The sequence below is a fragment of the Paenibacillus sp. FSL H8-0332 genome, from assembly GCF_037963835.1.
GTDB lineage: Bacteria > Bacillota > Bacilli > Paenibacillales > Paenibacillaceae > Paenibacillus_AQ > Paenibacillus_AQ rhizoplanae.
Map to the genome: position 1 here is coordinate 7301810 of NZ_CP150145.1, position 25755 is coordinate 7327564.

General features: G+C 53.3%; 20 protein-coding genes, 10 tRNA genes, 3 rRNA genes and 1 pseudogene. 33 read left to right on the plus strand and 1 reads right to left on the minus strand.

The annotated features are described in order from the left end of the window. Positions 1–198 precede the first annotated feature (198 nt). The 25 genes and pseudogenes from dnaX to NST43_RS32115 all read left to right on the plus strand — a co-directional run bounded on the left by dnaX (position 199) and on the right by NST43_RS32115 (position 16970). Positions 199–1968 (plus strand): DNA polymerase III subunit gamma/tau, encoded by a 1770-nt coding sequence (dnaX, locus tag NST43_RS31995; protein WP_209994765.1) that lies wholly within the window; start codon positions 199–201, stop codon positions 1966–1968. Positions 1969–2017: 49 nt separating this feature from the next. Further along, the gene (locus tag NST43_RS32000; RefSeq protein ID WP_209994764.1) at positions 2018–2329 is read left to right on the plus strand and encodes a YbaB/EbfC family nucleoid-associated protein; all 312 of its coding nucleotides are present in this window, start codon (positions 2018–2020) and stop codon (positions 2327–2329) included. Between the two features lie 36 nt (positions 2330–2365). Further along, a complete protein-coding gene (gene recR / locus NST43_RS32005; protein WP_209994763.1) occupies positions 2366–2965 on the plus strand; it encodes a recombination mediator RecR in 600 nt (199 codons plus the stop codon). Positions 2966–3168: 203 nt separating this feature from the next. Further along, positions 3169–3435 (plus strand): hypothetical protein, encoded by a 267-nt coding sequence (locus NST43_RS32010; RefSeq protein WP_209994782.1) that lies wholly within the window; start codon positions 3169–3171, stop codon positions 3433–3435. 28 nt (positions 3436–3463) lie between these two features. Continuing rightward, positions 3464–3730: a pro-sigmaK processing inhibitor BofA family protein gene (locus tag NST43_RS32015; protein WP_209994762.1), complete on the plus strand. Its 267-nt coding sequence runs from the start codon at positions 3464–3466 to the stop codon at positions 3728–3730. A 302-nt stretch (positions 3731–4032) separates the two neighbouring features. Beyond that, positions 4033–5591, plus strand: a 16S ribosomal RNA gene (locus NST43_RS32020). 125 nt (positions 5592–5716) lie between these two features. Beyond that, positions 5717–5833, plus strand: a 5S ribosomal RNA gene (rrf, locus tag NST43_RS32025). A 47-nt stretch (positions 5834–5880) separates the two neighbouring features. After that, a tRNA-Ile gene (locus tag NST43_RS32030) sits at positions 5881–5957 on the plus strand. A gap of 29 nt (positions 5958–5986) precedes the next feature. Continuing rightward, a tRNA-Ala gene (locus NST43_RS32035) sits at positions 5987–6062 on the plus strand. Positions 6063–6284: 222 nt separating this feature from the next. Then, a 23S ribosomal RNA gene (locus NST43_RS32040) occupies positions 6285–9212 on the plus strand. The 16S, 23S and 5S rRNA genes sit together here with 10 tRNA genes alongside, the layout of an rRNA operon. An 81-nt stretch (positions 9213–9293) precedes the next feature. After that, positions 9294–9385: transfer RNA gene (locus tag NST43_RS32045), tRNA-Ser, on the plus strand. Positions 9386–9409: 24 nt separating this feature from the next. Further along, positions 9410–9486, plus strand: a tRNA-Met gene (locus NST43_RS32050). A gap of 9 nt (positions 9487–9495) precedes the next feature. Then, positions 9496–9571 (plus strand) — tRNA-Val (locus NST43_RS32055). 33 nt (positions 9572–9604) lie between these two features. Continuing rightward, positions 9605–9680, plus strand: a tRNA-Thr gene (locus NST43_RS32060). A 17-nt stretch (positions 9681–9697) separates the two neighbouring features. Next, positions 9698–9775 (plus strand) — tRNA-Asp (locus NST43_RS32065). A 26-nt stretch (positions 9776–9801) separates the two neighbouring features. Then, a tRNA-Phe gene (locus NST43_RS32070) sits at positions 9802–9877 on the plus strand. A gap of 4 nt (positions 9878–9881) precedes the next feature. Continuing rightward, a tRNA-Tyr gene (locus NST43_RS32075) sits at positions 9882–9964 on the plus strand. A gap of 11 nt (positions 9965–9975) precedes the next feature. Then, positions 9976–10048: transfer RNA gene (locus NST43_RS32080), tRNA-Lys, on the plus strand. 175 nt (positions 10049–10223) lie between these two features. Continuing rightward, the gene (locus tag NST43_RS32085) at positions 10224–11294 is read left to right on the plus strand and encodes a helix-turn-helix domain-containing protein (protein WP_339221502.1); all 1071 of its coding nucleotides are present in this window, start codon (positions 10224–10226) and stop codon (positions 11292–11294) included. Positions 11295–11403: 109 nt separating this feature from the next. Further along, the gene (gene ugpC, locus NST43_RS32090; protein ID WP_339221503.1) at positions 11404–12525 is read left to right on the plus strand and encodes a sn-glycerol-3-phosphate ABC transporter ATP-binding protein UgpC; all 1122 of its coding nucleotides are present in this window, start codon (positions 11404–11406) and stop codon (positions 12523–12525) included. 228 nt (positions 12526–12753) lie between these two features. Beyond that, positions 12754–13691: pseudogene (hprK, locus tag NST43_RS32095) on the plus strand (HPr(Ser) kinase/phosphatase). A gap of 12 nt (positions 13692–13703) precedes the next feature. Further along, a complete protein-coding gene (gene lgt / locus NST43_RS32100) occupies positions 13704–14726 on the plus strand; it encodes a prolipoprotein diacylglyceryl transferase (protein ID WP_209994490.1) in 1023 nt (340 codons plus the stop codon). Between the two features lie 8 nt (positions 14727–14734). After that, complete coding sequence (gene ppaX / locus NST43_RS32105; protein ID WP_339221504.1) at positions 14735–15394, plus strand: pyrophosphatase PpaX; 660 nt, start codon at positions 14735–14737, stop codon at positions 15392–15394. Beyond that, entirely contained in the window at positions 15391–15879 is a 489-nt protein-coding gene (locus NST43_RS32110) for an acyltransferase (protein WP_339221505.1), read from the plus strand. The genes ppaX and NST43_RS32110 overlap by 4 nt, the downstream gene beginning before the upstream one ends. Positions 15880–15881: 2 nt before the next feature. Next, entirely contained in the window at positions 15882–16970 is a 1089-nt protein-coding gene (locus NST43_RS32115; RefSeq protein WP_339221506.1) for an acyltransferase family protein, read from the plus strand. 172 nt (positions 16971–17142) lie between these two features. On the opposite strand, the gene gntK is transcribed toward NST43_RS32115, so the two are convergent. After that, positions 17143–18696 (minus strand): gluconokinase, encoded by a 1554-nt coding sequence (gene gntK / locus NST43_RS32120; RefSeq protein WP_339221507.1) that lies wholly within the window; start codon positions 18694–18696, stop codon positions 17143–17145. Between the two features lie 254 nt (positions 18697–18950). On the opposite strand from gntK, the gene NST43_RS32125 reads away from it, so the two are divergent. The 8 genes from NST43_RS32125 (at position 18951) to hisIE (ending at position 25743) form a co-directional block, all read left to right on the plus strand. Then, positions 18951–20168 carry an ATP phosphoribosyltransferase regulatory subunit gene (locus tag NST43_RS32125; RefSeq protein ID WP_339221508.1) on the plus strand — a complete coding sequence of 406 codons (1218 nt, stop codon included), beginning with the start codon at positions 18951–18953 and terminating at the stop codon, positions 20166–20168. A 69-nt stretch (positions 20169–20237) separates the two neighbouring features. Beyond that, complete coding sequence (gene hisG, locus NST43_RS32130) at positions 20238–20882, plus strand: ATP phosphoribosyltransferase (RefSeq protein WP_209994480.1); 645 nt, start codon at positions 20238–20240, stop codon at positions 20880–20882. Between the two features lie 37 nt (positions 20883–20919). Next, complete coding sequence (hisD, locus tag NST43_RS32135; RefSeq protein WP_209994478.1) at positions 20920–22230, plus strand: histidinol dehydrogenase; 1311 nt, start codon at positions 20920–20922, stop codon at positions 22228–22230. After that, positions 22217–22828: an imidazoleglycerol-phosphate dehydratase HisB gene (gene hisB, locus NST43_RS32140; protein ID WP_246553205.1), complete on the plus strand. Its 612-nt coding sequence runs from the start codon at positions 22217–22219 to the stop codon at positions 22826–22828. The genes hisD and hisB overlap by 14 nt, the downstream gene beginning before the upstream one ends. 1 nt (position 22829) lies before the next feature. After that, positions 22830–23450, plus strand: coding sequence for an imidazole glycerol phosphate synthase subunit HisH (gene hisH, locus NST43_RS32145; protein WP_209994477.1), 621 nt, complete (start codon positions 22830–22832; stop codon positions 23448–23450). A gap of 42 nt (positions 23451–23492) precedes the next feature. Continuing rightward, a complete protein-coding gene (hisA, locus tag NST43_RS32150; RefSeq protein WP_339221513.1) occupies positions 23493–24242 on the plus strand; it encodes a 1-(5-phosphoribosyl)-5-[(5-phosphoribosylamino)methylideneamino]imidazole-4-carboxamide isomerase in 750 nt (249 codons plus the stop codon). A 26-nt stretch (positions 24243–24268) separates the two neighbouring features. Then, on the plus strand, positions 24269–25027 hold the full coding sequence (gene hisF, locus NST43_RS32155; RefSeq protein ID WP_209994475.1) for an imidazole glycerol phosphate synthase subunit HisF: 759 nt from the start codon (positions 24269–24271) through the stop codon (positions 25025–25027). After that, positions 25024–25743 carry a bifunctional phosphoribosyl-AMP cyclohydrolase/phosphoribosyl-ATP diphosphatase HisIE gene (gene hisIE, locus NST43_RS32160; protein WP_209994474.1) on the plus strand — a complete coding sequence of 240 codons (720 nt, stop codon included), beginning with the start codon at positions 25024–25026 and terminating at the stop codon, positions 25741–25743. Before hisF ends, hisIE begins: the two co-directional genes overlap by 4 nt. Positions 25744–25755: the final 12 nt, after the last annotated feature.

Sequence of the window (25755 nt, forward strand, 5' to 3'; positions counted from 1 at the left end):
TAGCGTCTTTGCTACAAGCAAAGATGCTTTTTGTTTTTCTAGGTAAGTTTGGCAATAAGATAATATTTCCCGCGATGACTAATATCCTTCCTTATCGGATGGTAAAGCTGCATCTACTTGGTCAAAGAGTTGGGAATATAGTATAATAAGTTAGCGACAAATGCCGGAAAGCGGCAGCCTGAGAGAGGGTAATGCATAGTGGAACATATCGCACTGTACCGTGCCTGGCGGCCGCAGTCGTTTCAAGATATGGTAGGGCAGCAGCATATTATCCAGACGCTGCAGAATGCGATCCGCGAACAGAGGGTTTCGCATGCCTATCTGTTCAGCGGACCGCGGGGGACCGGTAAGACGAGTGCAGCCAAGGTATTGGCCAAAGCAGTCAATTGCGAGCGGGGCCAAGGTCCTGAACCCTGCAATGAGTGTCCGTCCTGTCTGCGGATTACCGCAGGCAACATCATGGATGTCCAGGAGATTGATGCGGCATCCAACCGGGGCGTTGAAGAGATTCGCGATCTGCGGGATAAGGTGAAATATGCACCTACCGAAGTACGCCGTAAAGTGTATATTATTGATGAAGTGCATATGCTGACAACAGAGGCATTCAATGCCCTGTTGAAGACGCTCGAAGAGCCTCCGCAGCATGTGATGTTTATACTGGCGACCACCGAGCCGCATAAGCTGCCAGCTACAATTATCTCGCGTTGCCAGCGGTTTGATTTCCGCCGGGTCTCGCTGGAGGAACAGACGGGCCGCCTGACCGAGATTTGCCAGAAGGAAGGCATTACAGCAGATGCAGATGCTCTCCAGTATATTGCCCGCCTGTCTGACGGGGGGATGCGGGATGCGCTTAGCATTCTGGATCAGATCTCTTCCTTCACAGACGGGAATGTAACCTATCAGCAGGTGCTGGGGATGACCGGGGGAATTCCCTCCGAACAATTCGCGCGTCTGGCTAATGCCATTCTTGAGAGTGACATGGGACAGCTGCTGGAGCTTGTGGAGCAGATGATGCATGAGGGTAAGAGCGCAGATAAATGCCTGGAGAATCTTCTGTATTATTTCCGTGATTTACTGATGATCAAGATGGTGCCTGGAGCAGACCAGCTAACGGACCGCGTGCTGAATCCGGCCGATTTCCGCGACATGGCTGAGGCTTTTACCCGTGACCGGTTATTCCTGATTGTGGAGACGCTGAGCCGCTATCTGGGAGAGATGAAGTATGCGACCCATCCGCAGACTATATTCGAGGTAGCGCTGATGAAGCTGTGCAGCGGTCCGCAGGATGCTGCTGCTTCACCTGCAGGTGTTCTGGCAGTGAATGCAGCCGCGCCTGCAGCCGCGAATGGTTCTCCGCAGGTACAGTCTGGTGAGCTGGACCAGCTCAGACGGCAGATTGCCGCGCTGGAGAAGAAGCTGGAGCAGGCTATTCAAGCCGGTGGTGTTGCCAGCGGCGGGCGTGAGCAACCGCCTCCGAGAACAGCCGCTCCGAGTGCTCCGCGCGTATCCTCGGCCTCTAAGCTCCCGCCGCAGCTGGATAAGTATATTGCGGGTAAGGACAGTCCTGATTTTAGCGCGGTATATAAGCAGTGGAGTCTTGTTCTTCAGGGTGTGAAGGAAGAGAAGGTCACGGTACACGCGTGGTTTGTGGACGGTGAGCCGGTGGCGGTAATGGAAGATGCAGTGCTGGTTGCCTTTAAGAATACCATTCACCGGGACACGACAGAGAAGCCTGCGAACCGGCAGGTCATCGAGAATGTAATGGCTGCCAAGCTGGGTAAGCCGTACCGGCTGGTAACTATGATGATGCGCGACTGGAATGAAGCAGCGACGAAATCTGCGTCCTCGGCCAGTACAGAGGAGCTGCGTCTGGAGCATGAGCACGAGAGCGGCGAAGGCAAGTCCGAACCATGGATTGATGAGGCGATCCAGCTCTTTGGAGAAGACCTTGTTGTCATAAAAGAATAAGGATTCAGCTATCAGCGCAGAGATGCGCATCCCAAAGGAGAGATGATGTATGAATAATATGAACCAAATGATGAAGCAGGTTAAAAAAATGCAGGAGCAGATGCTCAAAGCCCAGGAAGAGCTAGGCGGCAAGACTATTGAGGGTTCTTCCGGCGGCGGCGTGGTTACCGTTCAGGTGAACGGCCACAAGAAATTGCTGTCCATTCAGATCAAACCGGAGGTTGTTGATCCGGAGGATATCGAGATGCTGCAGGATCTGGTGATCACTGCTGTTAATGATGCTCTTACCCAGGCTGAAGATTTGGCTAATAACGATATGGGTAAATTCACCGGCGGAATGAAGATCCCTGGTTTATTCTAGGCTTACTCCACTCCCGACCAAAGGAGAACCATTACTTTGTATTATCCAGAACCGCTAGCCAAGCTGATAGAAGCTTTTACACGTTTGCCCGGTATTGGTCCGAAGACAGCCGCCCGGCTGGCCTTTCATGTGCTGAATATGAAGGAGGACGAGGTGATTGATTTCGCCAAAGCCTTGGTCAGCGTCAAGCGTAATCTTCATTATTGCTCGGTCTGCTGCAACATTACGGATACCGACCCGTGCCGGATCTGCCAGGACAAAACCCGCGATGCTTCGGTAATCTGTGTGGTTCAGGACTCGAAGGATCTGGTAGCTATCGAACGAACCAAGGAATTTGACGGCTATTATCATGTGCTTCAGGGTGCAATCTCACCCATGGAAGGCCTAGGACCGGATGATATTCGGCTGAAGGAGCTGCTGACCAGACTTAGCGATGAACGGGTGAAGGAGCTGATCATGGCTACCAATCCCAACATCGAGGGGGAGGCCACTGCCATGTATATCTCCCGTCTTGTCCGTCCGTTCGAGATCAAGATCACCAGGATAGCCCATGGCTTGCCTGTAGGCGGCGATCTTGAGTATGCGGATGAGGTAACCCTGTCGAAGGCGCTGGAAGGCCGTCGTGAGCTGTTCTGAGTGATGTGCAGTAGTGTTATGAGTATAGGGAGCCCGCGGGCTCCCTTTTTATTTTCCCTAAGAGTCGTTGCTATTCTGCTAAAAGTTATGCTAATCCCCGTCTCCGAGTTCTAAGTTTGTCCCTATTCCGATATGTATGAGATTAACGGGTGTGAATCACCGGTTGCATCTGCAGTTATTCATATATCTTAGGAGGGATTGCAATGGGATGGTGGAATACCAAATGGCTGAGCGGGAATATCGACAAGGAGAAGGTAGCGGAGACTGAAGAGGAATGGGGCACGGTGTACCAGGAGGTTTGCAAAGCGCAATCTGAATGGGAGAGAGCGTATTTGATGTTTGATGAGGCACGGGGCCAGGATCAGATTGACTATGCGATCTATATTCTGGAGGCGGCTGAACGTAAATATCAGATACATCTAAAGGATGCCAAGAGGCTCGGGCTTAACCGGAGCCAGTTACAAGTATGAGCACACATAACTTGCGAGGGGGAATTCGATGCTAAGAACTGTTGCTTTGAGTGTACTGATTATATCGGGGGCGCTGCTGATCCTAACGGTATTTAGGAAAAGGCTGGGCTGGTCATGGCTGAGCGTATTTGGAACCCATCTTATATTGGCGGCGCTTGGCATTTATATTGTTAACTTCTCAGGGGTTCTAACGGATCTGCACATACCGCTTAACCCAACAACCATAGGTGCTGTAACCATTCTTGGGCTGCCGGGAGTAGTAATGTTACTGGGTTTAAAATTAACTTTGTTTTAGTGGTTGACGAAGACTCCTGATTCATGATACATTAAGTCTCGGCCCTTTGGACAGGTGATCCTCGGATTACTTGCTGGAAGCTAAAGCGAAAAAAGAAAATAAAAAAACGCTTGACTGAAACGAGGGTGCTGTGATATATTATAAAGGTCGCTGCTGAGACAAACATCAACGACTAAAGATGAGACATTGATCTTTGAAAACTGAACAACGAGTGAGTGGGAAATCGCTTCGGTGAGATCCAAAATGAGAATGAAAATTCTCGTCAGATGTTTCAAAATGAGCAATCGCTCTTTCTAAATACCAATTTGGAGAGTTTGATCCTGGCTCAGGACGAACGCTGGCGGCATGCCTAATACATGCAAGTCGAGCGGAGTTATGATGGAGCTTGCTCCTGAATAACTTAGCGGCGGACGGGTGAGTAACACGTAGGCAACCTGCCCTCAAGACTGGGATAACTACCGGAAACGGTAGCTAATACCGGATAATTTCTTTCCTCTCCTGAAGAGAGAATGAAAGGCGGAGCAATCTGCTACTTGGGGATGGGCCTGCGGCGCATTAGCTAGTTGGTGAGGTAACGGCTCACCAAGGCGACGATGCGTAGCCGACCTGAGAGGGTGAACGGCCACACTGGGACTGAGACACGGCCCAGACTCCTACGGGAGGCAGCAGTAGGGAATCTTCCGCAATGGGCGCAAGCCTGACGGAGCAATGCCGCGTGAGTGATGAAGGTTTTCGGATCGTAAAGCTCTGTTGCCAGGGAAGAACGTCCGGTAGAGTAACTGCTATCGGAGTGACGGTACCTGAGAAGAAAGCCCCGGCTAACTACGTGCCAGCAGCCGCGGTAATACGTAGGGGGCAAGCGTTGTCCGGAATTATTGGGCGTAAAGCGCGCGCAGGCGGTCATTTAAGTCTGGTGTTTAAACCTTGGGCTCAACCTGAGGTCGCACTGGAAACTGGGTGACTTGAGTACAGAAGAGGAAAGTGGAATTCCACGTGTAGCGGTGAAATGCGTAGATATGTGGAGGAACACCAGTGGCGAAGGCGACTTTCTGGGCTGTAACTGACGCTGAGGCGCGAAAGCGTGGGGAGCAAACAGGATTAGATACCCTGGTAGTCCACGCCGTAAACGATGAGTGCTAGGTGTTAGGGGTTTCGATACCCTTGGTGCCGAAGTTAACACAGTAAGCACTCCGCCTGGGGAGTACGGTCGCAAGACTGAAACTCAAAGGAATTGACGGGGACCCGCACAAGCAGTGGAGTATGTGGTTTAATTCGAAGCAACGCGAAGAACCTTACCAGGTCTTGACATCCAACTAACGAAGCAGAGATGCATCAGGTGCCCTTCGGGGAAAGTTGAGACAGGTGGTGCATGGTTGTCGTCAGCTCGTGTCGTGAGATGTTGGGTTAAGTCCCGCAACGAGCGCAACCCTTGACTTTAGTTGCCAGCAGGTTAAGCTGGGCACTCTAGAGTGACTGCCGGTGACAAACCGGAGGAAGGTGGGGATGACGTCAAATCATCATGCCCCTTATGACCTGGGCTACACACGTACTACAATGGCCGGTACAACGGGAAGCGAAGCCGCGAGGTGGAGCCAATCCCAGCAAAGCCGGTCTCAGTTCGGATTGCAGGCTGCAACTCGCCTGCATGAAGTCGGAATTGCTAGTAATCGCGGATCAGCATGCCGCGGTGAATACGTTCCCGGGTCTTGTACACACCGCCCGTCACACCACGAGAGTTTACAACACCCGAAGTCGGTGGGGTAACCCGCAAGGGAGCCAGCCGCCGAAGGTGGGGTAGATGATTGGGGTGAAGTCGTAACAAGGTAGCCGTATCGGAAGGTGCGGCTGGATCACCTCCTTTCTATGGAGAATCGTTTCCTGCAACGGAAACATTCAAATCGGAAGCTAAAGCTTCCACAATAGAACCTTCGGGTTCGAACACTCACTCGTGTTCAGTTTTGAAAGAGCAAGTCTCTTTCGTATGCGTTTGGTGGCGATAGCGGAGGGGTTCCACACGTACCCATCCCGAACACGACCGTTAAGCCCTCCAGCGCCGATGGTACTTGGACCGAAGGGTCCTGGGAGAGTAGGACGCCGCCAAGCGAACAATCAATTCATTGATTGCTTCACTACTGTATGTTTTGTTATATGGGCTTTTAGCTCAGTTGGTTAGAGCGCACCTCTGATAAGGGTGAGGTCGGTGGTTCGAGTCCACCAAGGCCCACCATATAACAAATTTGAATTGAATACCTATTTGGGGCCATAGCTCAGCTGGGAGAGCGCCTGCCTTGCAAGCAGGAGGTCAGCGGTTCGATCCCGCTTGGCTCCACCAATTATTCTTTATAACAGTATATGCACATTGTCTGTTATTCCGAACATCACAGCCGTGATTGTTTCACAATAACAGCAACTTGATCCTTGAAAACTGGATACCGAAATGAATTTGCGTTTTAGAACATTCCTTTAAGCTGAACTTGTGTAAACAAGTTTCAATATTTTAGTGATGCTAAGCGAAGGTTTTCGATTGTGCAAACAAGCGAAACGCCGGAGCATTGGTTAAGCTACTAAGAGCACACGGAGGATGCCTAGGCGCCAGGAGCCGACGAAGGACGTGGCGAACAACGAAACTGCCTCGGGGAGCTGTAAGCAAGCTTTGATCCGGGGGTGTCCGAATGGGGAAACCCAGCTGTGGTAATTCGCAGTTACTCGTATCTGAATACATAGGATACGCAGAGGCAGACCAGGGGAACTGAAACATCTAAGTACCCTGAGGAAGAGAAAACAATAGTGATTCCGTCAGTAGCGGCGAGCGAACGCGGAACAGCCTAAACCAAGGGGCTTGCCTCTTGGGGTTGTGGGACGTCTCATATGGAGTTACAAAGGAAGATGGTAGGCGAAGAGGTCTGGAAAGGCCCGCGATAGAGGTAAAAGCCCTGTAGCCTAAACTGTGTTCTCTCCGAGACGGATCCCGAGTAGTGCGGGGCACGTGAAACCCCGTATGAATCCAGCAGGACCATCTGCTAAGGCTAAATACTACCTGGCGACCGATAGTGAAACAGTACCGTGAGGGAAAGGTGAAAAGCACCCCGGAAGGGGAGTGAAATAGAACCTGAAACCGTGTGCTTACAAAAAGTCAGAGTCCTCTTTATGGATGATGGCGTGCCTTTTGTAGAATGAACCGGCGAGTTACGTTTAACATGCAAGGTTAAGGTGAGAAGCCGGAGCCGCAGCGAAAGCGAGTCTGAATAGGGCGATTGAGTATGTGGACGTAGACCCGAAACCGTGTGATCTACCCCTGTCCAGGGTGAAGGTGCGGTAACACGCACTGGAGGCCCGAACCCACGCATGTTGAAAAATGCGGGGATGAGGTGGGGGTAGCGGAGAAATTCCAATCGAACTCGGAGATAGCTGGTTCTCCCCGAAATAGCTTTAGGGCTAGCCTCGGTGAATGGAGTCGTGGAGGTAGAGCACTGATTGGGTGCGGGGCCCGCAAGGGTTACCAAGCTCAGTCAAACTCCGAATGCCATGTACTTCTTGCCGGGAGTCAGACAGTGAGTGCTAAGATCCATTGTCAAAAGGGAAACAGCCCAGACCATCAGCTAAGGTCCCCAAGTGTGTGTTAAGTGGGAAAGGATGTGGAGTTGCACAGACAACCAGGATGTTGGCTTAGAAGCAGCCACCATTGAAAGAGTGCGTAATAGCTCACTGGTCGAGTGACTCTGCGCCGAAAATGTAACGGGGCTAAACACACCACCGAAGCTATGGCTAGATGCTTTGCATCTGGGGTAGGGGAGCGTTGTATGTAGGTTGAAGGTGTACCGTAAGGAGCGCTGGACAGCATACAAGTGAGAATGCCGGTATGAGTAACGAAAAGATCAGTGAGAATCTGATCCGCCGAAAGCCCAAGGTTTCCTGAGGAAGGCTCGTCCGCTCAGGGTAAGTCGGGACCTAAGGCGAGGCCGAAAGGCGTAGTCGAAGGACAACAGTTTGAAATTACTGTACCACCGTAATCCGCTATGAGCGATGGGGTGACGCAGGAGGGTAGTGACGCGGACTGATGGATATGTCCGTCTAAGCAGTGAGGCTGGTGTGTAGGCAAATCCGCACACCACTCAGGCCAGGCTGTGATGGGGAGCGAAAATTACAGTAGCGAAGGTCATGATCTCACACTGCCAAGAAAAGCCTCTAGCCAGGAGAAGGTGCCCGTACCGCAAACCGACACAGGTAGGCGAGAAGAGAATTCTAAGGCGCGCGGAAGAACTCTCGTTAAGGAACTCGGCAAAATGACCTCGTAACTTCGGGAGAAGAGGTGCCTCGGTAGGGTGAATAGCCCGAGGGGGCCGCAGTGAAAAGGCCCAAGCGACTGTTTAGCAAAAACACAGGTCTGTGCGAAGCCGTAAGGCGAAGTATACGGGCTGACGCCTGCCCGGTGCTGGAAGGTTAAGGGGAGTGGTTAGGGGTAACCCGAAGCTGTGAACCGAAGCCCCAGTAAACGGCGGCCGTAACTATAACGGTCCTAAGGTAGCGAAATTCCTTGTCAGGTAAATTCTGACCCGCACGAATGGCGTAACGACTTGGGCGCTGTCTCAACGAGAGATCCGGTGAAATTTTAATACCTGTGAAGATGCAGGTTACCCGCGACAAGACGGAAAGACCCCATGGAGCTTTACTGCAGCTTGATATTGAATTTGGGTACGATCTGTACAGGATAGGTGGGAGCCGTTGAGGCAGGAGCGCAAGCTTCTGCGGAGGCGCCGTTGGGATACCACCCTGATCGTATCTAGGTTCTAACCTAGTGCCCTTACCGGGTACGGGGACCGTGTCAGGCGGGCAGTTTGACTGGGGCGGTCGCCTCCTAAAGAGTAACGGAGGCGTTCAAAGGTTCCCTCAGAATGGTTGGAAATCATTCGCAGAGTGCAAAGGCATAAGGGAGCTTGACTGCGAGACCTACAAGTCGAGCAGGGACGAAAGTCGGACTTAGTGATCCGGTGGTACCGCATGGAAGGGCCATCGCTCAACGGATAAAAGCTACCCTGGGGATAACAGGCTTATCTCCCCCAAGAGTCCACATCGACGGGGAGGTTTGGCACCTCGATGTCGGCTCATCGCATCCTGGGGCTGAAGTAGGTCCCAAGGGTTGGGCTGTTCGCCCATTAAAGCGGTACGCGAGCTGGGTTCAGAACGTCGTGAGACAGTTCGGTCCCTATCTGTCGTGGGCGCAGGAAATTTGAGAGGAGCTGTCCTTAGTACGAGAGGACCGGGATGGACGTACCGCTGGTGCATCAGTTGTTCCGCCAGGAGCATGGCTGAGTAGCTACGTACGGACGGGATAAGCGCTGAAAGCATCTAAGCGTGAAGCCCCCTCAAGATGAGATTTCCCAGTATGTAAGACCCCTTGAAGACGACGAGGTAGATAGGTTGGAGGTGGAAGTGCAGCAATGCATGGAGCTGACCAATACTAATCGGTCGAGGGCTTATCCAAATTTCTAACACGCAGATTCATTTCGGATTCAGTTTTCAGGAATCAAATTCCTGTGCGGATTTACATGGCTACCATTAATTTGGAGAGATACCCAAGTGGCTATAAGGGGACCCTCTGCTAAGGGGTTAGACTGCGTAAGCGGTGCGAGGGTTCGAATCCCTCTCTCTCCGCCATTATAAATCCAATACTTGTAGTGTGGCGGCGTAGCTCAGCTGGCTAGAGCGTACGGTTCATACCCGTGAGGTCGGGGGTTCGATCCCCTCTGCCGCTACCATACATACCCGGAGGCTTAGCTCAGCTGGGAGAGCATCTGCCTTACAAGCAGAGGGTCGGGGGTTCGAACCCCTCAGCCTCCACCATTTTTATGTTTGAATTGTGTTACCTTACACCGTGCCGGTGTAGCTCAACTGGTAGAGCAACTGACTTGTAATCAGTAGGTTGGGGGTTCAAGTCCTCTCGCCGGCACCATTTTTACAACAAATTGTGGAACCGTGGTGTAGTTGGCCTAACATGCCTGCCTGTCACGCAGGAGATCGCGGGTTCGAATCCCGTCGGTTCCGCCATTTTTTTTGTTTTCAGGCTTTTTCATGGCTCGGTAGCTCAGTCGGTAGAGCAAAGGACTGAAAATCCTTGTGTCGGGGGTTCGATTCCCTCCCGCGCCACCATTATGGAGGCTTAGCGAAGTGGCCAAACGCATCAGACTGTAAATCTGCTCACGTACGTGTTCGGTGGTTCGAATCCATCAGCCTCCATCCCTTTTTATGAGCCATTAGCTCAGTTGGTAGAGCACCTGACTTTTAATCAGGGTGTCGAAGGTTCGAATCCTTCATGGCTCATCTTAAGTAAACGGTCATCACCTTAGGGTGGTGGCCTTTTTTGTCTTTGCGGGAGCGTCAAAGTATGTTCGGAAGTGCTACTTCCGCATTTTGCAGCAAAATATGATAAAATAAGCGAAAAAAGCAAAAGTGGTGGAGAATGGTGATGATGGATAGTGAGGTTCTGCGGCAAAAATTGGAGCAACTCACCGGAAAGAGAACCGGAATCAAGCAGCTGGGGAGACAGCATTCCGCTTCACTTTTTGGTATAGCTACGGATAAGGATCAGGAACCGCCAGTCCTTCATGAGGGTTACCTATGGGTTCCCCTATATGAGAATGATGGCCGTGTTACAGCAGTGTGGGTAGAGACAGAGGGGCTGTCGCCACTGGAGCTGCAGCTGGTGAATTATGCCGGACGCAATTTCGCGGTAGCACTGAAGGCAACCGGGTTCAAAGAAGAAGGAGAGATGGAGGCGCGGCAGCTTAGCGGCTGGCTGAACGCACAACTGGAGCAGGAGAAGGACGACGCAGAGATTCCGGATGAAATCTCGCTGAAGGGCCGGCTGTTCGGGGATATGATTCCCTTCATGCTGGTAAGTGAGAATGTTCATAATCCGCAAATGACGTATCGTTCGTTAATGAAGCTGCTGCGTAGTTATTTTGAGAATGATGTGCTGCTAGTTCCCTTGCTGGATAAGGAATGGCTAATTTTGGCCCGCAAGGAACTCCTCACAGGCGGAGATGATAAAGAGGATGAGGAAGAAAGTGAGGAGGATCTGCTGTCACAGACTTCTATGGGGCTGCATGAACTGATTGCCAGCGAGTGGGTTGGTGTCTTTCATCTGGCGGTCTCGCCGGCCATTGTTCCGGTCAAAGGGTTGACAGGAGCGGTAGCCTTGCTGCGGGAGACCATTATTCTGGGGCGGATCTTCCAGGTAGGCGATTATATCCATCTGCCGTGGGAGCTTCATATGGAGCGGCTGGTTAACAGTATTCCTGATGACCGGCGGAGACAGCTGCTGGGCCAGATCGGCGATTACACGGCAGTACTGGCGGATAAGGAAATGCTGCTGACGCTGGAGACTTTTTTTGAAATGGACTGCAATGTCAGTGAAACCGCCAAGAAGCTGTATATCCACCGGAACACACTGCTCTACAGGCTGGACAAAATCAAACAGGAGACCGGTGCCGATGTCCGCAGCTTTGGGGATGCCGCAATTGTGAAGTTGGCGATGTTATTGTATAAAGTGACGAAAAGAAAATAGGTTTTTTGTGAACCTTGCAAATAGCCATCTGGCCAGGTCTGGGGTAAGATAAGTGTACAAGAAAGCGTTTGATTTTTTATTCCAATAATAGACTCGAGGGGGAAATACAATGGCAGGCGTACGTTTAGAGCATATTTTCAAAAAATACCCGGGTTCCGATAAAGCAACAGTAATCGATATCAATCTTGATATTAAAGATAAGGAATTCCTCGTACTGGTTGGACCTTCCGGTTGCGGTAAATCCACAACCCTGCGTATGATCGCTGGTCTGGAAGAAATCTCTGAAGGCAAAATGTACATTGGTGACCGTGTAGTGAATGACGTTGCTCCTAAAGACCGTGATATCGCGATGGTATTCCAATCCTACGCCTTGTACCCGCACATGAGTGTATATCAGAACATGGCTTTCGGTCTGAAACTGCGCAAAGTGAAGAAAGAAGAAATCGACAAGAAAGTGCGCGAAGCAGCCAGAATCCTGGATATCGAGCATTTGCTGGAACGCAAACCTAAGGCACTGTCCGGTGGTCAACGTCAGCGTGTCGCTCTAGGCCGCGCAATTGTCCGTGATCCACAAGTCTTCTTGATGGATGAGCCTCTTTCCAACTTGGATGCTAAACTTCGTGGTCAGATGCGTGCTGAAATCACTAAGCTGGTGAAACGCCTTGAAACCACTTGTATCTATGTAACGCATGACCAGACAGAAGCTATGACAATGGGTGACCGTATCGTAGTTATGTACGATGGTATCATCCAGCAGGCTGCTTCCCCTGAAGAACTGTACAATGAGCCTACGAACCTGTTCGTAGCCGGATTTATCGGTTCCCCTACAATGAACTTTATCAATGGTACACTTTCCGAAGTGAGCGGCGCTGTCCGCTTCCGTGCAGAGAACCTTGATGTTGAAGTTCCAGGCGGCAAAGCAACAATCCTGCGTAACAAAGGCTTCATCGGTAAAGATGTAATCATGGGCGTTCGTCCAGAAGATATCCATGAAGAGCCAGTGTTCCTGGAAGCTTCCCCTAACACAATCTTCACTTCGATGGTTGATGTTACTGAAAACCTTGGTCATGAAATGCTCCTCTACTTGAGCGGTCTTGGCAATAACACTGTAATTGCACGTGTAGATGGACGTTCCACTACCCGTGAAGGCAGCAAGCCTAGATTGGCAATTGACATGAATAAGGTCCACATCTTCGATAAAGAATCCGAACTTAACATTCTGCTGGGCTAATATCTCTGCAGGGTGAACATGGTTGATATTGAGAAAGCCGCCTGAATAGGCGGCTTTTTCTTGTAAAGAGCATGATGAAACGGGACGATAACGGCGGGGTATAAGATTGCAATCACTGGCGTTATCCATTAAGATAGCAGGAGAATTACCTGTAGCTGGAATGGATAAAGATGTAACCGGTATGCGGGGAAGCGGCATGAGCCGCGGGTGACGAAAGGACGGACATATATGGCTAAAAAGGTAAAAGTATCGGAATTAGTGCAGCATTTTCAATTAGAGGTTGTATCCGGACATGAAGGTCTGAAGAGACCGATCACAGTGGATGATTTGAACCGTCCCGGGCTGGAAATGGCCGGTTATTTCGAATATTATCCGGAAGAACGTGTGCAGCTGCTGGGCAAAACAGAGTTGGCGTTCTTCTCTATGCTCTCAGAGGAGGAACGAAAAAGCCGGGTTCGCGGAATTTGTAACGACAATACGCCATGTATTGTGATTACACGTGGGCTGGACATTCCCCAGGAGTTTGTGGATATCAGCAACGAGAAGGGACTTCCGGTGCTGCGCAGCTCGATGGCGACTACGATTTTCTCAAGCAGACTGACCAGCTTCCTTGAGGGCAGACTGGCACCGACAGCAACAATTCACGGTGTTCTCTGTGATGTATATGGGGTGGGGATGCTGATTACAGGTACCAGCGGTATTGGTAAAAGTGAAACAGCGCTGGAACTGGTTAAACGCGGTCATCGCCTGATTGCCGATGATGCGGTGGAAATCCGCCAGACCTCGGATAATCAGCTTCATGGTACCGCACCGGAATTAATCCGTCACCTGCTCGAAATCCGTGGTGTAGGGATTATTAATGTTATGACACTCTTTGGGGCAGGCGCTATCCGTAATCACAAGCGGATTACCTGGTGGTCAGACTGGAAGCCTGGCAGCAGGACAAGCAGTATGACCGTCTGGGACTGGATGAGGAGACGACACGGATTATTGATACCGATGTGCCGCTGGTTACCATCCCTGTCCGTCCGGGACGTAACCTCGCCGTTATTATCGAGGTGGCTGCGATGAATTACCGGTTGAAGCAAATGGGCTTCAATGCTGCGCTGCAATTTACGAATAAACTTACCGCCACCATCTCAGAAGATATGGATGATCTGGATTAGGAGTGTGAGAGCATGTTTTATTCACTAGCGATTGACCCGATTGTCTTCTCAATTGGAACACTGCCGGTTCACTGGTATGGCCTGATCCTGGGTCTTGGCGCACTTACCGGGCTATTCCTATGTATTCAAGAAGGCAAACGCTTCAACATTCCACAGGAGTTCTTCATGGATATGCTGCTGCTGGGCTTGCCATCGGCTATTATTGGGGCGCGGCTATACTTCGTAGCTTTCAAGTGGGAAGACTATAAGGATAACCTGCTCGATATTTTCAAGGTCTGGAATGGCGGTATTGCAATTTATGGCGCCCTGATCGGCGCGATTATCTGCGGGATTATTTATTTCCGCTATAAGGGCTACCCGTTCTGGCGTATCGTGGATATCTGTGCTCCCGGACTGCTTGCCGGTCAGATGATCGGGCGCTGGGGGAATTTCATCAACCAGGAAGCCTATGGCGGTGTTGTAGAGGAATCGTTCCTGCGGGATAAGCTGCATTTGCCGGACTTTATCGTAAATCAAATGTACATAGGGGATGCTTTTCACCATCCGACCTTCCTGTACGAATCCCTCTGGAGTCTGCTGGGCATTCTGCTCCTCATGGTACTGCGCCGCCAGAAATTCGTACGTGCCGGAGAAATCTTCATGTCTTACTTCATCTGGTACTCCATCGGCCGCTTCTTCATTGAAGCTCTGCGTACGGACAGCCTTGCCTTTGACGGCAGCAGCGGTGTGGCAGCCTTCATTAACGGGCTATGGAGTCCGATGAAGTGGATGGGCTTCGAGCAAGGATATCTTGACCCGGCTTACGGGAATATCCGTATCTCTCAGCTGCTGGCGCTATTCATCATTATTGCTGCCGTTGCCTTGATTATTGTACGGCGGGTAAGTGGTCAGCCGAAGGATCATTATTTGGACCCGATCATCAGCACCAAACAGGCGGCAGCAGATGCAGTGGTTCCAGAGAGTGCTGCTAATACGCCTCAGAAGCCTGTTCAGCCGGTGGAAGATCCCCCTGAAGATAAGGAAACAAAGGAGTAATTCAATCAATGATAGAATGCGTGTTATTTGATCTGGACGGAACGATTGTGAATACGAATGAGCTGATCATTAGCTCGTTTATGCATGCGCTGAAGGAGAATAACCTGCCGGTGCTGACCCGGGAGCAGATCATTCCCATGATGGGAACTACACTTCAGCAGCAGCTAGGTGCGTTCTCCGGCCTGGAGGCGAAGGATATAAGCGTGCTGGAGCGGTCTTACCGTTCGTATAACAATGCCCATCACGATGAGCTGGTCCGCTCTTTTCCCCATGTGAATGAGACGATGGAGGAGCTGCTGCGCCGGGGAATCCGGCTTGGGATTGTGACCACGAAGATCCGGCCTACCACGCTCAAGGCGCTGGAGATGTTCGATCTGCTGAAATATATGGAGACGATTGTTACAGTGAATGATGTGACTCATCCGAAGCCGCACCCGGAGCCGGTACTCACGGCAGTTGCCAATCTGGGTGTTGATCCGGCCAAGACACTGATGGTAGGCGACAGCGCTGTCGATATTCAGTCTGCCAAGGCAGCAGGAGTGCGTGTAGCAGCAGTGGCCTGGTCGCTTAAGGGTGAGGATGTGCTGCGGACCTATGAATCGGATTACATCATCCATGAGATGAAGGATTTATATACTATTGTGGAGCAGGAGATCATGCAGCCGTGAGAAAGGTAACCCGTTATCCAATCGAGGGGCATAATTCGCTCTGGCATATTTACCGCACGGTTAGCCCGTGGAAGGGTGTGCGCAATTTTATTTTTATCCAGATTGCCCGCTATTGCCCGGTTCTGCCGCTCAAGAACTGGATTTATCGCCGGGTGCTCGGGATGAAGGTAGGCAAGCATACTGCGTTTGGGCTTATGGCGATGGTAGATGTTTTTTTTCCAGAGAAAATCTCTATCGGAGAGAACACTGTTATCGGCTATAACACCACGATCCTGGCCCATGAATACCTCATCAAGGAGTACCGGCTGGGTGAAGTCATTATCGGCGAGAATGTAATGATTGGGGCTAACACGACCATTCTTCCCGGGGTTACGATTGGGGATGGGGCTACGGTTGCGGCGGGGTCGGTGGTTCACAAGGATGTTGCTGCCGGTTCATTCGTCGGTGGGAATCCGCTGCGTGAACTGCGTAAACAGGAGGAATGATAATGGCTCAAAAGGAAAGAATCCCGCAGCTTGATATTTTTCGGGCAATTGCTATTTTTGCGGTGATCGCAATTCATGCCACTTCACGCACGTTAGCAGAGACATTGGGCACTTCAATGTTCCCCCCGTTTCTGTTCATTAACAAGTTCAGCCAATTTGCGGTGCCTTCCTTTATATTTTTGAGCGGATTCGTCCTGTTCTACAATTATATTGACCGTCCGCTGGGCGGGAAGGTGCTGGCCAAATTCTACAGCCGCAGGCTGATCTATATCATTGTGCCTTATCTTGTGTTTACGGTGCTGTATTTTGGACTCAAAATGACTTCCGGGCATACCTGGGGGCTGCCTCTTCAGGAGCTGGGAGGGAAGTTCTTCAAGTATCTATGGACGGGTACGGCGTATACACATCTATACTATATCATCATTATTATCCAGTTCTATCTGCTGTTCCCGCTGATACTCTGGTGTCTGCAGAAAGTCCGGCCTCTCGCGGCTTGGGCTCCGGTGATCGGGCTTGCGCTACAGTGGGGCTTCGTGCTGCTTAACAAATATATGGTGAACCACGGGTATTGGAAGCTGTCCAAGGGTAGTCTGGCCATTACGTATTTCTCGTATTTCCTGCTCGGTGCGGCGATTGCCATCTACTACAGCTCTTTGAAAAAGTGGCTGGTTCCCTCCCGCGAAGGCTGGCGCTCCGGTAAAGGGACAACCTGGGTGGTACTGTGGCTGTTATGGGCGGCTGCAGGAATTGGGCATGTGGTATTGTGGTATAACAACTATACGAAGAAAACAATAATCAATAGTCTATGGTACGAAGGGTTCTCGAATCTGCATGCCTTGCTCTCTTGTCTGGTACTGTTTCAGCTGTCCTTCCTGCTGTACGGGGCAGGACGCAGCGTGTTGAGCAGACTGCTGCTCTCGGCCGGGGCCTGCTCCTTCGGTATCTACCTGCTCCATCCGCTGCTGCTGTTCATGTACCGGAAGCTGCCGTTCCACGGCGGATCGCTGGCCTATACGGCGGCAATAGCGGGCGGCTGGCTGGTGGCCCTCCTGGGCTCTGGCTGGTGGTTGCGCTTGCCTTCCGTTATGTGAAGCCGGCTTGGATGGTGTTTGGTTCTGCACCGCAGAAGCCGGCAGCAGCGTCTAAGGCGACAGTGTAGAATTAGCGATAGGTCATCTTAAGATAAATTGAAAGCGCCGGCTGGCCGCATCTGCGGCCAGCCGGCGCTTTGTTGTTGTAAACGGGTGATTCTGAAGATCACGGTTAGCCGGGCTGTTCCCCCGCCTGCTCGCGCTGGAAGTCGGCGATAGCCTGATATTGGTCCTCCAGGCTGCGGGTTACTGAGATGAAGATGGGCAGCAGCTGTTTGTAGGCTTTGGCGTGGGCTGTAACCGGCACATGCCGGTGAGTAGAGCCAATCATGCTGAAGACAGCATCGAAGGAATCGATCCGCCGGATGGCGTATAATCCGAGTACGACTGCGCCGAGGCATGAGCTCTCGAAGCTCTCAGGGACGACCACCTCCTGATCGAAAATATCCGCCATCATCTGCCTCCATAGAGCTGAGCGGGCGAAGCCGCCGGTAGCAAGAATTCTAACGGGCTCGCCGATACATTCCTCCATAGCAAGCAACACGGTGTACATGTTGAAGATGACCCCTTCCAGCACCGCACGGATCATATGCTCCTTGCGGTGATTCATGCTTAACCCGAAGAAGGAGCCGCGGGCATCGGGATTCCACAGCGGCGCACGTTCGCCGGTCAGATACGGATGGAAGAGCAGTCCGTTACTGCCGGGCGGGACCTGCTCGGCAATCCGGGTTAATACTTCGTAGGGATCAATGCCGAGGCGCTTCGCGGTCTCCACTTCAGAAGCGGCGAATTCATCACGTACCCAGCGGAAGAGCATCCCCCCGTTATTCACTGGGCCGCCAATCACCCAATGCTTGTCTGTCAGGGCGTAGCAGAAGATCCGTCCTTTGGGATCAGTCAGAGGATGGTCTACTACAGTACGGATGGCGCCGCTTGTGCCTATAGTTGCAGCGATAACTCCCGGCTCTATTGCACCTACCCCAAGGTTAGACAGGACGCCGTCACTGGCGCCCACTACAAACGGGGTGTCCGTGAGCAGACCTAGCTTCCCGGTAAGCTCTGGAAGCAGTCCCAGCAGGATATGGGTGGTCGGAACCGGACGGGATAGCCGCTGCGGGGTAACACCGGCAATCCGCAGCGCCTCCTCGTCCCAATCGAGCTTCTCCAGATTGAACATGCCGGTGGCCGAGGCGATGGAATGGTCGATCACATATTCACCGAACAATCTGAAGAAAATATATTCTTTGATGGAGATGAACTTGTAGGTCTGGCGGAACAGCTCGGGCTGCTCCTCGCCCAGCCACATCAGCTTGGTGATGGGAGACATGGGATGTATAGGCGTTCCTGTCCGCAGATACAGCTCATGTCCGTTCAGTTCATCCTTCAACCGCCGGGCACAGCGGCTGCTCCGGTTATCGGCCCAGGTGATGCAGGCGGTCAGCGGCTTGCCCGAAGCATCTACAGCGATGACGCTATGCATAGCGGAGCTGAAGGAGACCAGCAGAATGGCTTCAGGTGCGGCAAGGCTCTCCTGCATGACCGAGGCTATAGTATGAATTACGGCTTCCAGAATCTGCTCCGGGTCCTGTTCTGCGACAGAGGGGTAGGGCTGATGCAGCGGATAGCCCTGATTGCTCTGAGCGACAATTGTTCCATTCTCCTCAAAGAGGACAGCCTTAGTGCTGGTGGTTCCAATATCAACGCCAATCATATAGGATGTACTCAAGCCGTCAGTCCTTCTTTCTGCTTCTGAATTAGATGCCGGGAATACTTCATGGAGGAAATAAAGTACAATCATATTAACCTATTATATTCTCCGCTTATCCCGGTGGCAAAAGGAACTCTGGAATTCAAGCGAATTGTTGACGCAAAAGGATAGTCCGTGATACGATATTGCCACTACTTTACTTTGCTACCACTTTACCATGATAAAGTATTTAATGATACCCTTTAACATATCCGATGAGGTGAACAATGAAAATGGCCAAACCAAAAGGATTTGAAAAGCCTGCCGGCGTAAGGGATTATCTCCCGCGTGCGGTAACGAAGCTGCGCAAGATTGAGAAGGATGTACTTCACTGTATGAGCCGCTGGGGCTACCGGCAGATGATTACGCCTACTCTTGAATATTACGATACGGTCGGTGTAGCCAGCTCTACATCCGATCAGAAGCTGTATAAATTACTTAACAACCGTGGGCAGGCGCTGGTGCTGCGTTCGGAAATGACAGCACCTGTAGCCCGTGTGGTCTCCTCTCTATTGAAGGATGAGCCGCTGCCGCTGCGTCTGTCCTACCATGCCAACGTCTTTCGGGCGATTGAAGAAGAGGCCGGGCGGGAGGCGGAGTTCTTTCAGACCGGTGTAGAGCTTGTCGGTGATGATTCGCCGGAGGCTGACGCTGAGGTAGTTGCGCTGGCGATTGCTTCACTGCAGGCCGCGGGCGTAAAGTCTTTTAAAATAGCAATCGGACATGTCGGCTTCCTCGATGGTCTCTTCCAGGAGGCAGTATCGGGCCTGCCGCAGGCTCAGGAGGAGCTGAAGAGCCATCTGCTCAGCCGCGATTATGTCGCCTTCCGTGAGACCCTGCGGCGTCTTGAGCTACCTACTGCCCAGAAGCAGGAGCTGGACGGACTGCTGCGGCTGCGCGGTGGCAAGGAGATCTGCGGACAAGCGTTGGAGCTGAGCAACCACCCGCTGGCGCGCGCGTCGATTGAGCATCTGTGCAAGGTATGGGAGGTGCTGGTTGCGTACGGTGTCTCGCAGCATGTGCTGATTGATCTGACGATGATCGGTGATTTCTCTTACTATACCGGCATGACCTTCGAGGGGTATGCTTCCGAGCTGGGCTTCCCGGTATGCAGCGGCGGCCGGTATGACAATCTGCTGCAGCAATTCGGGCGTCCGATTCCTTCCACCGGCTTCTCCCTGAAGACCAACCGTATTCTGGATGGAGTCTCCGGGCTGCTGGAAGAGGAAGAACTGCCGATTCTGGTCCAGTACGATGTACTCCGGCGCCAGGAGGGCCTTGCGGAAGCCGCGAGGCTGCGGTCGGAAGGGCATGTTGTGGTCACACGGCTGGCGGCCGGCCCGGAGGAGCTGAAGACTGTGAAGCGGCTGGATGCGGATACTATTCAGGCAGAGGGCGAGCTGTACGGCGAGATATACACGTTCGTGTCGTTTGTCAGCGAGCATGGGTGAGCGGAGCTGGTGCGTGTAATTTTTGATATGATGAAGAGAAGCTGAAATACGAAACGGGGGCGGGTATTGATGGCACAGATTCTTAAGGTAGCCATGCCGAAAGGCCGGATTTATAATAAAGCGGCAGAGCTGTTCCGCCAGGCGGGACTGCCGATTCCTCCGGACGGAGAAGAGTCGCGCAAGCTGGTGATATCATTGCCGGAGGCCGGAATGGAGTTCATTCTTGCCAAGCCGGTGGATGTGCCCACTTATGTAGAATATGGAGTGGCGGATATCGGGATTGTCGGCAAAGATGTATTGCTGGAGGAGAGCCGCGATGTGTACGAGCTGCTTGATCTCGGGATCGCCCGCTGCCGGATGTCGATCATCGGGCTTCCAAACTGGCAGCCGGGCATTCAGCAGCGGGTCGCCACCAAGTACCCGAACGTGGCTTCGCGGTATTTCCGTGAGCAAGGCCAGCAGGTGGAGGTTGTGAAGCTGAACGGCTCTATCGAGCTGGCACCGCTGATCGGGCTGGCTGACCGGATCGTGGATATGGTGGAGACCGGCCAGACGCTGAAGGATAACGGGCTGGTGGAGATGACGAGCATCTTCGAGATCACCAGCCGCCTGGTGGCGAACCGGGTGAGCTACCGGATGAAGAATGAGGAGATTCAACAGCTATGCGACCGGCTGCAGGCTGTTATTGCAGGACCGGGGCTGCAGGTGAAATAAGCTAAGCACAATTATAGAGTTCAAGGGGGAAGCGGCGGTGAAGGTCCAGTCCAGTAAGGAATTTAAGCTGCAGCGTGAAGTGGAATACGGCACGCCGGAGCAGAATAAGGCCGTACGTGAAATCGTGGCCGATATCAAGCAGGAAGGCGATGCGGCGCTGCTCCGGTATACGGAGCGCTTCGACGGCGCCGCACTGACGCCAGCGCAGCTGCGCGTCAAGCCGGAGGAGCTTGAGGCCGCCTATGGCCGGGTAGAGGAGTCCTTCGTGACGGCGATCCGCGCGGCAGCCGTGAACATTCGTGCGTTCCATGCGCGGCAGAAACGCAATTCCTGGATGGATCTGCAGCCGGACGGCACGATCCTCGGCCAGATCATCCGCCCGCTGAAGCGTGTGGGCGTCTATGTTCCCGGCGGCAAGGCGGCATACCCGTCCTCGGTGCTGATGAACGTGATTCCGGCACAGATTGCCGGGGTGCCGGAGATTGTAATGGTGACGCCGCCTTCGACGGGCGGCTCCGAAGGCATTGATCCTTATATTCTCGTGGCCGCCGCTGAAGCGGGCGTACACGAGATCTACCGCGTAGGCGGCGCGCAGGCCATCGCCGCCCTCGCCTTCGGCACGGAGTCCATCGTGCCGGTCGATAAGATCTGCGGGCCAGGGAACATCTACGTGGCCCTGGCCAAGCGCGAGGTCTACGGCGCTGTCGACATCGACAGCATCGCCGGACCGAGCGAGATCGTCGTGCTCGCCGACGATACCGCCGAGGCCGCCTACATCGCGGCCGACCTGCTCTCGCAGGCCGAGCACGACGAGATGGCGTCGGCGATCCTCGTGACGCCGTCGCAGCGTCTCGCGGAGGCAGTGGCTGCCGAGGTCGAGCGGCAGCTGCAGACGTTGCCGCGCGAAGCCATCGCGCGGGCCTCGGTAGAGAACTACGGCGCGATTATCGTCGTAGACTCGCTTGAGGAGGGCATCTCCGTGGTCAACCGGCTGGCGCCGGAGCATCTGGAGATTGTCGTGAACGACCCGATGGGGCTGACCGGCGCAATTGAGAACGCCGGGGCCATCTTCCTCGGGCCGTACAGCTCGGAGCCGGTCGGCGACTACTTCGCCGGACCGAACCATATTATACCGACGAATGGCACAGCGCGGTTCTCCTCGCCTGTAGATGTGGACGACTTCATCAAGAAGTCCAGTCTGATCTATTACAGCAAGGAAGCGCTGCTGCGGGACGGGGCGGCAATTATGGAGCTTGCCCGGCGTGAGGGGCTGGAGGGCCATGCACGTGCAATTGAAATCCGGCTGGAGAAGGAAGCGAGAGGTGGAGACGGAAATGGAGAACAATAATAACGAACAGGCGCTGCGAAAGGCCGGACTTAGCCGTACAACCAACGAAACGGACATCAAGTTAACCTTTGCCGTAGACGGCAGCGGGGTCTCGGAACTGGAGACCGATGTGCCTTTCTTGAATCATATGCTGGATCTGTTCACGAAGCATGGACAGTTTGACCTGAACGTGCAGGCCCGGGGCGATATTGATATTGATGACCACCACACGGTAGAGGACATCGGCATCTGTCTGGGACAGGCTCTGCGCGAAGCGCTGGGCGACAAAAAAGGGATTAAACGTTATGCAAGTGTCTTCGTCCCTATGGATGAAGCGCTGGCTCAGGTAGTGATTGATATCAGCAACCGGCCGCATTTTGAATACCGGGCGGAGTATCCTTCACAGCAGGTGGGCAGCTTCTCTACGGAGCTCGTTCATGAATTTCTCTGGAAATTCGCGCTGGAAGCCAGAATTACGCTGCATGTCATCGTACATTACGGCTCCAACACCCACCACATGATTGAAGCGGTCTTCAAGGCGCTGGGACGGGCGCTGGATGAGGCGACATTGGTTGATCCCCGGGTGAAGGGCGTACCTTCGACGAAGGGAGTGCTGTAGCATGGCTGTTGCAATCGTCGATTATGGCATGGGCAATCTGCACAGTGTCAGTAAGGCGGTAGAGCGGCTGGGCTATACGAGTCTTGTAACGGCCGATGCCGCTGCCATTCTGGCCGCAGACAGCGTGATTCTGCCCGGTGTCGGTGCCTTTGGCGATGCGATGGAGCACTTACGGGAGAGCGGAATGGACGATGTCGTCCGGGCTGCAGCAGAAGCGGGACAGCCGGTGCTGGGCATCTGCCTCGGGATGCAGCTGCTGTTCAGCAGCAGCGAGGAGCACGGCGAGCATAAGGGGCTGGAGCTTTTGCCTGGCGCAGTGGTACGCTTCGCCCCCCGGGACGGATACAAGGTGCCGCATATGGGCTGGAACAAGCTGAGCTTCCGCCAGCCGGAGAGTCCGCTGCTGGCCGGCCTGACGGAGGGCCATGTGTACTTCGTGCACTCCTATCATGCACTCGCGGCGGACGGCGATCTGCTGGCCGTCACAGACTATGGACATCCGGTAACGGCTATCGTGGGGCGCGATAATGTATACGGGATGCAGTTCCACCCGGAGAAGAGCGGGGAGCTTGGCATCAAGCTGCTGGGTAATTTCCTGCAGCTCCAGGCACAGCAGGCTTAGCCTGCCTGAATCACTAATTTGCAATGAAAGCGGGGAGTATTCATGTCTACTTTTATCCTATATCCGGCGATTGATATCCGGGACGGCAAGTGTGTCCGGCTACAGCAGGGCGATTATGCCCAAGAGACGATCTATAACGACAGTCCGGTAGAGGTGGCTAAGTCATGGGAAGAGCAGGGCGGACAGTATATCCATCTGGTGGATCTGGACGGAGCCAAAGCAGGCTGCCCCGTAAATGATGCCATCATTGGATCCATTGCCAAGCACGCGAATGTTCCTGTACAGGTCGGCGGCGGTCTCCGTACACTTGCCGATGTGGAGAAGCTGCTGGGTCTTGGTATCAGCCGTGTAATTATCGGAACGGCAGCCATTAATGATCAGGCGTTTACAGAAGCGGTTCTTGCCAAATACGGCGACAAAGTAGCCATCGGCATCGATGCGCGCAACGGCTATGTGGCTACGCACGGCTGGCTTAATACGTCGGAGGTTCGCGCGGAAGACCTGGCCAGGGAGCTGGCCGCCAAAGGCGCAGAGACCTTCATCTATACCGATATCTCCCGCGACGGGATGATGCAGGGGCCGAACGTGGAAGGTATTCTCTCTATGGCCAAGGCAAGCGGCCGCAGCGTAATCGCCTCCGGCGGCGTGACCAGCCTTAATGATCTGCAGCGCCTGAACGTACATAGCGGCAGCGGAATCGGCGGGGCGATTGTGGGCAAGGCGCTGTATACCGGTAATATTGATCTGGCTGAAGCGCTACAGGCCCTGGGCCAGTCCTCCGGATTGCGGTAAGTCTTATACTAGGGAGGGGTCTTGGAATGTTGGCGAAACGGATTATTCCCTGTCTGGATGTGAAGGACGGGCGTGTGGTAAAAGGCGTGAATTTTGTGAATCTGCGCGATGCCGGAGATCCGGTGGAGCTTGCGGCGCTGTACGACCGCGAGGGCGCGGATGAGCTGGTATTCCTGGATATTTCCGCTTCTGTGGAAGGCAGAGCGACCATGATAGAAGTGGTGCGGCAGACGGCGGGAGAGATTGCCATTCCTTTCACGGTGGGCGGGGGTATTTCGACCCCGGAAGACATGAAGCGGATTCTGCGTGCCGGAGCGGACAAAATCGGCATCAACACGGCCGCTGTCAATAACCCCCAACTTATCCTGGAAGGGGCCCGTCACTTCGGCTCCCAGTGCATTGTAGTGGCGATGGATGCCAAATATAATGAGGCTTGGGGCGAATGGGAAGTGTATACGCACGGCGGACGTACGCCTACGGGCATCCGGGCTTTGAACTGGGCCAAGGAAGCCGAGCGGCTGGGCGCGGGTGAGATTCTGCTTACGAGTATGGACGCGGACGGGACCAAGGACGGCTTCGACCTGAAGCTGACAGCGGCGGTCAGCGACCTGCTGAGTATTCCTGTCATTGCTTCTGGCGGGGCCGGGAAAATCGAGCATTTCTATGATGTATTTACGGAAGGCCGGGCAGATGCCGGACTTGCGGCAACCATTTTTCACTATAAAGAGATTGCTATTCATGATCTGAAGGCTGATCTGAAGCAAAGAGGAGTAGAGATCCGATGAGCGAGGACAAGAAGGATATCGCACTAAGCCAGCAGGAGGCAGTGTCAGGCATCCGCTGGAATGAATCTGGCCTGCTGCCTGCTGTCATTCAGGATGCGCGCACCCTGGAGGTATTAATGTTCGCCTATATGAATCCTGAGTCGCTGCAGCGCTCACTTACGAGCGGCCAGACCTGGTTCTGGAGCCGTTCACGCAGCGAGCTGTGGCATAAGGGGGGGACGTCCGGCAATACGCAGGCAATCACCTCGATCCATTACGATTGTGACAGCGATACGCTGCTGGTGAAGGTAGTGCCGGAGGGTCCGGCCTGCCATACCGGGGAGAACAGCTGCTTCTTCCGCGAGATTCCGCTCGATTCATCGGCAACCGTAGCTGACACTGCCGGGGCTGCCGTGAATACTGCTGACACAGAGAGCGGCCGGTTTGCGGTACTCGGTGAGCTGGAGCGTGTCATTGCCGAGCGTGAGGTGAACCGTCCTGAGGGGGCTTACACCACTTATCTGTTCGATAAGGGTGTGGATAAGATCCTGAAGAAGGTCGGTGAGGAAGCCTCCGAGACGATCATTGCCGCCAAAAACAAAGATAATGCTGAGCTGCGCCTGGAGGTCAGCGATCTGATCTATCACCTGCTGGTGCTGCTTCAGGAGCGCAAGCTTCCGCTGGATGAGATTCTGGAAGAGCTGAGCGCCCGCCATGAACGGCCGCGGCGGGATTAGGAGGACACTTCA

Coding starts and splice junctions, on each gene's coding strand:
- NST43_RS32000 (WP_209994764.1), top strand. CDS start 2,018: ATGAATAATATGAACCAAATGATGAAGCAGGTTAAAAAAATGCAGGAG.
- NST43_RS32010 (WP_209994782.1), top strand. CDS start 3,169: ATGGGATGGTGGAATACCAAATGGCTGAGCGGGAATATCGACAAGGAG.
- NST43_RS32015 (WP_209994762.1), top strand. CDS start 3,464: ATGCTAAGAACTGTTGCTTTGAGTGTACTGATTATATCGGGGGCGCTG.
- ugpC (WP_339221503.1), top strand. CDS start 11,404: ATGGCAGGCGTACGTTTAGAGCATATTTTCAAAAAATACCCGGGTTCC.
- lgt (WP_209994490.1), top strand. CDS start 13,704: ATGTTTTATTCACTAGCGATTGACCCGATTGTCTTCTCAATTGGAACA.
- ppaX (WP_339221504.1), top strand. CDS start 14,735: ATGATAGAATGCGTGTTATTTGATCTGGACGGAACGATTGTGAATACG.
- NST43_RS32115 (WP_339221506.1), top strand. CDS start 15,882: ATGGCTCAAAAGGAAAGAATCCCGCAGCTTGATATTTTTCGGGCAATT.
- NST43_RS32125 (WP_339221508.1), top strand. CDS start 18,951: ATGGCCAAACCAAAAGGATTTGAAAAGCCTGCCGGCGTAAGGGATTAT.
- hisG (WP_209994480.1), top strand. CDS start 20,238: ATGGCACAGATTCTTAAGGTAGCCATGCCGAAAGGCCGGATTTATAAT.
- hisB (WP_246553205.1), top strand. CDS start 22,217: ATGGAGAACAATAATAACGAACAGGCGCTGCGAAAGGCCGGACTTAGC.
- hisH (WP_209994477.1), top strand. CDS start 22,830: ATGGCTGTTGCAATCGTCGATTATGGCATGGGCAATCTGCACAGTGTC.
- hisA (WP_339221513.1), top strand. CDS start 23,493: ATGTCTACTTTTATCCTATATCCGGCGATTGATATCCGGGACGGCAAG.
- hisF (WP_209994475.1), top strand. CDS start 24,269: ATGTTGGCGAAACGGATTATTCCCTGTCTGGATGTGAAGGACGGGCGT.
- hisIE (WP_209994474.1), top strand. CDS start 25,024: ATGAGCGAGGACAAGAAGGATATCGCACTAAGCCAGCAGGAGGCAGTG.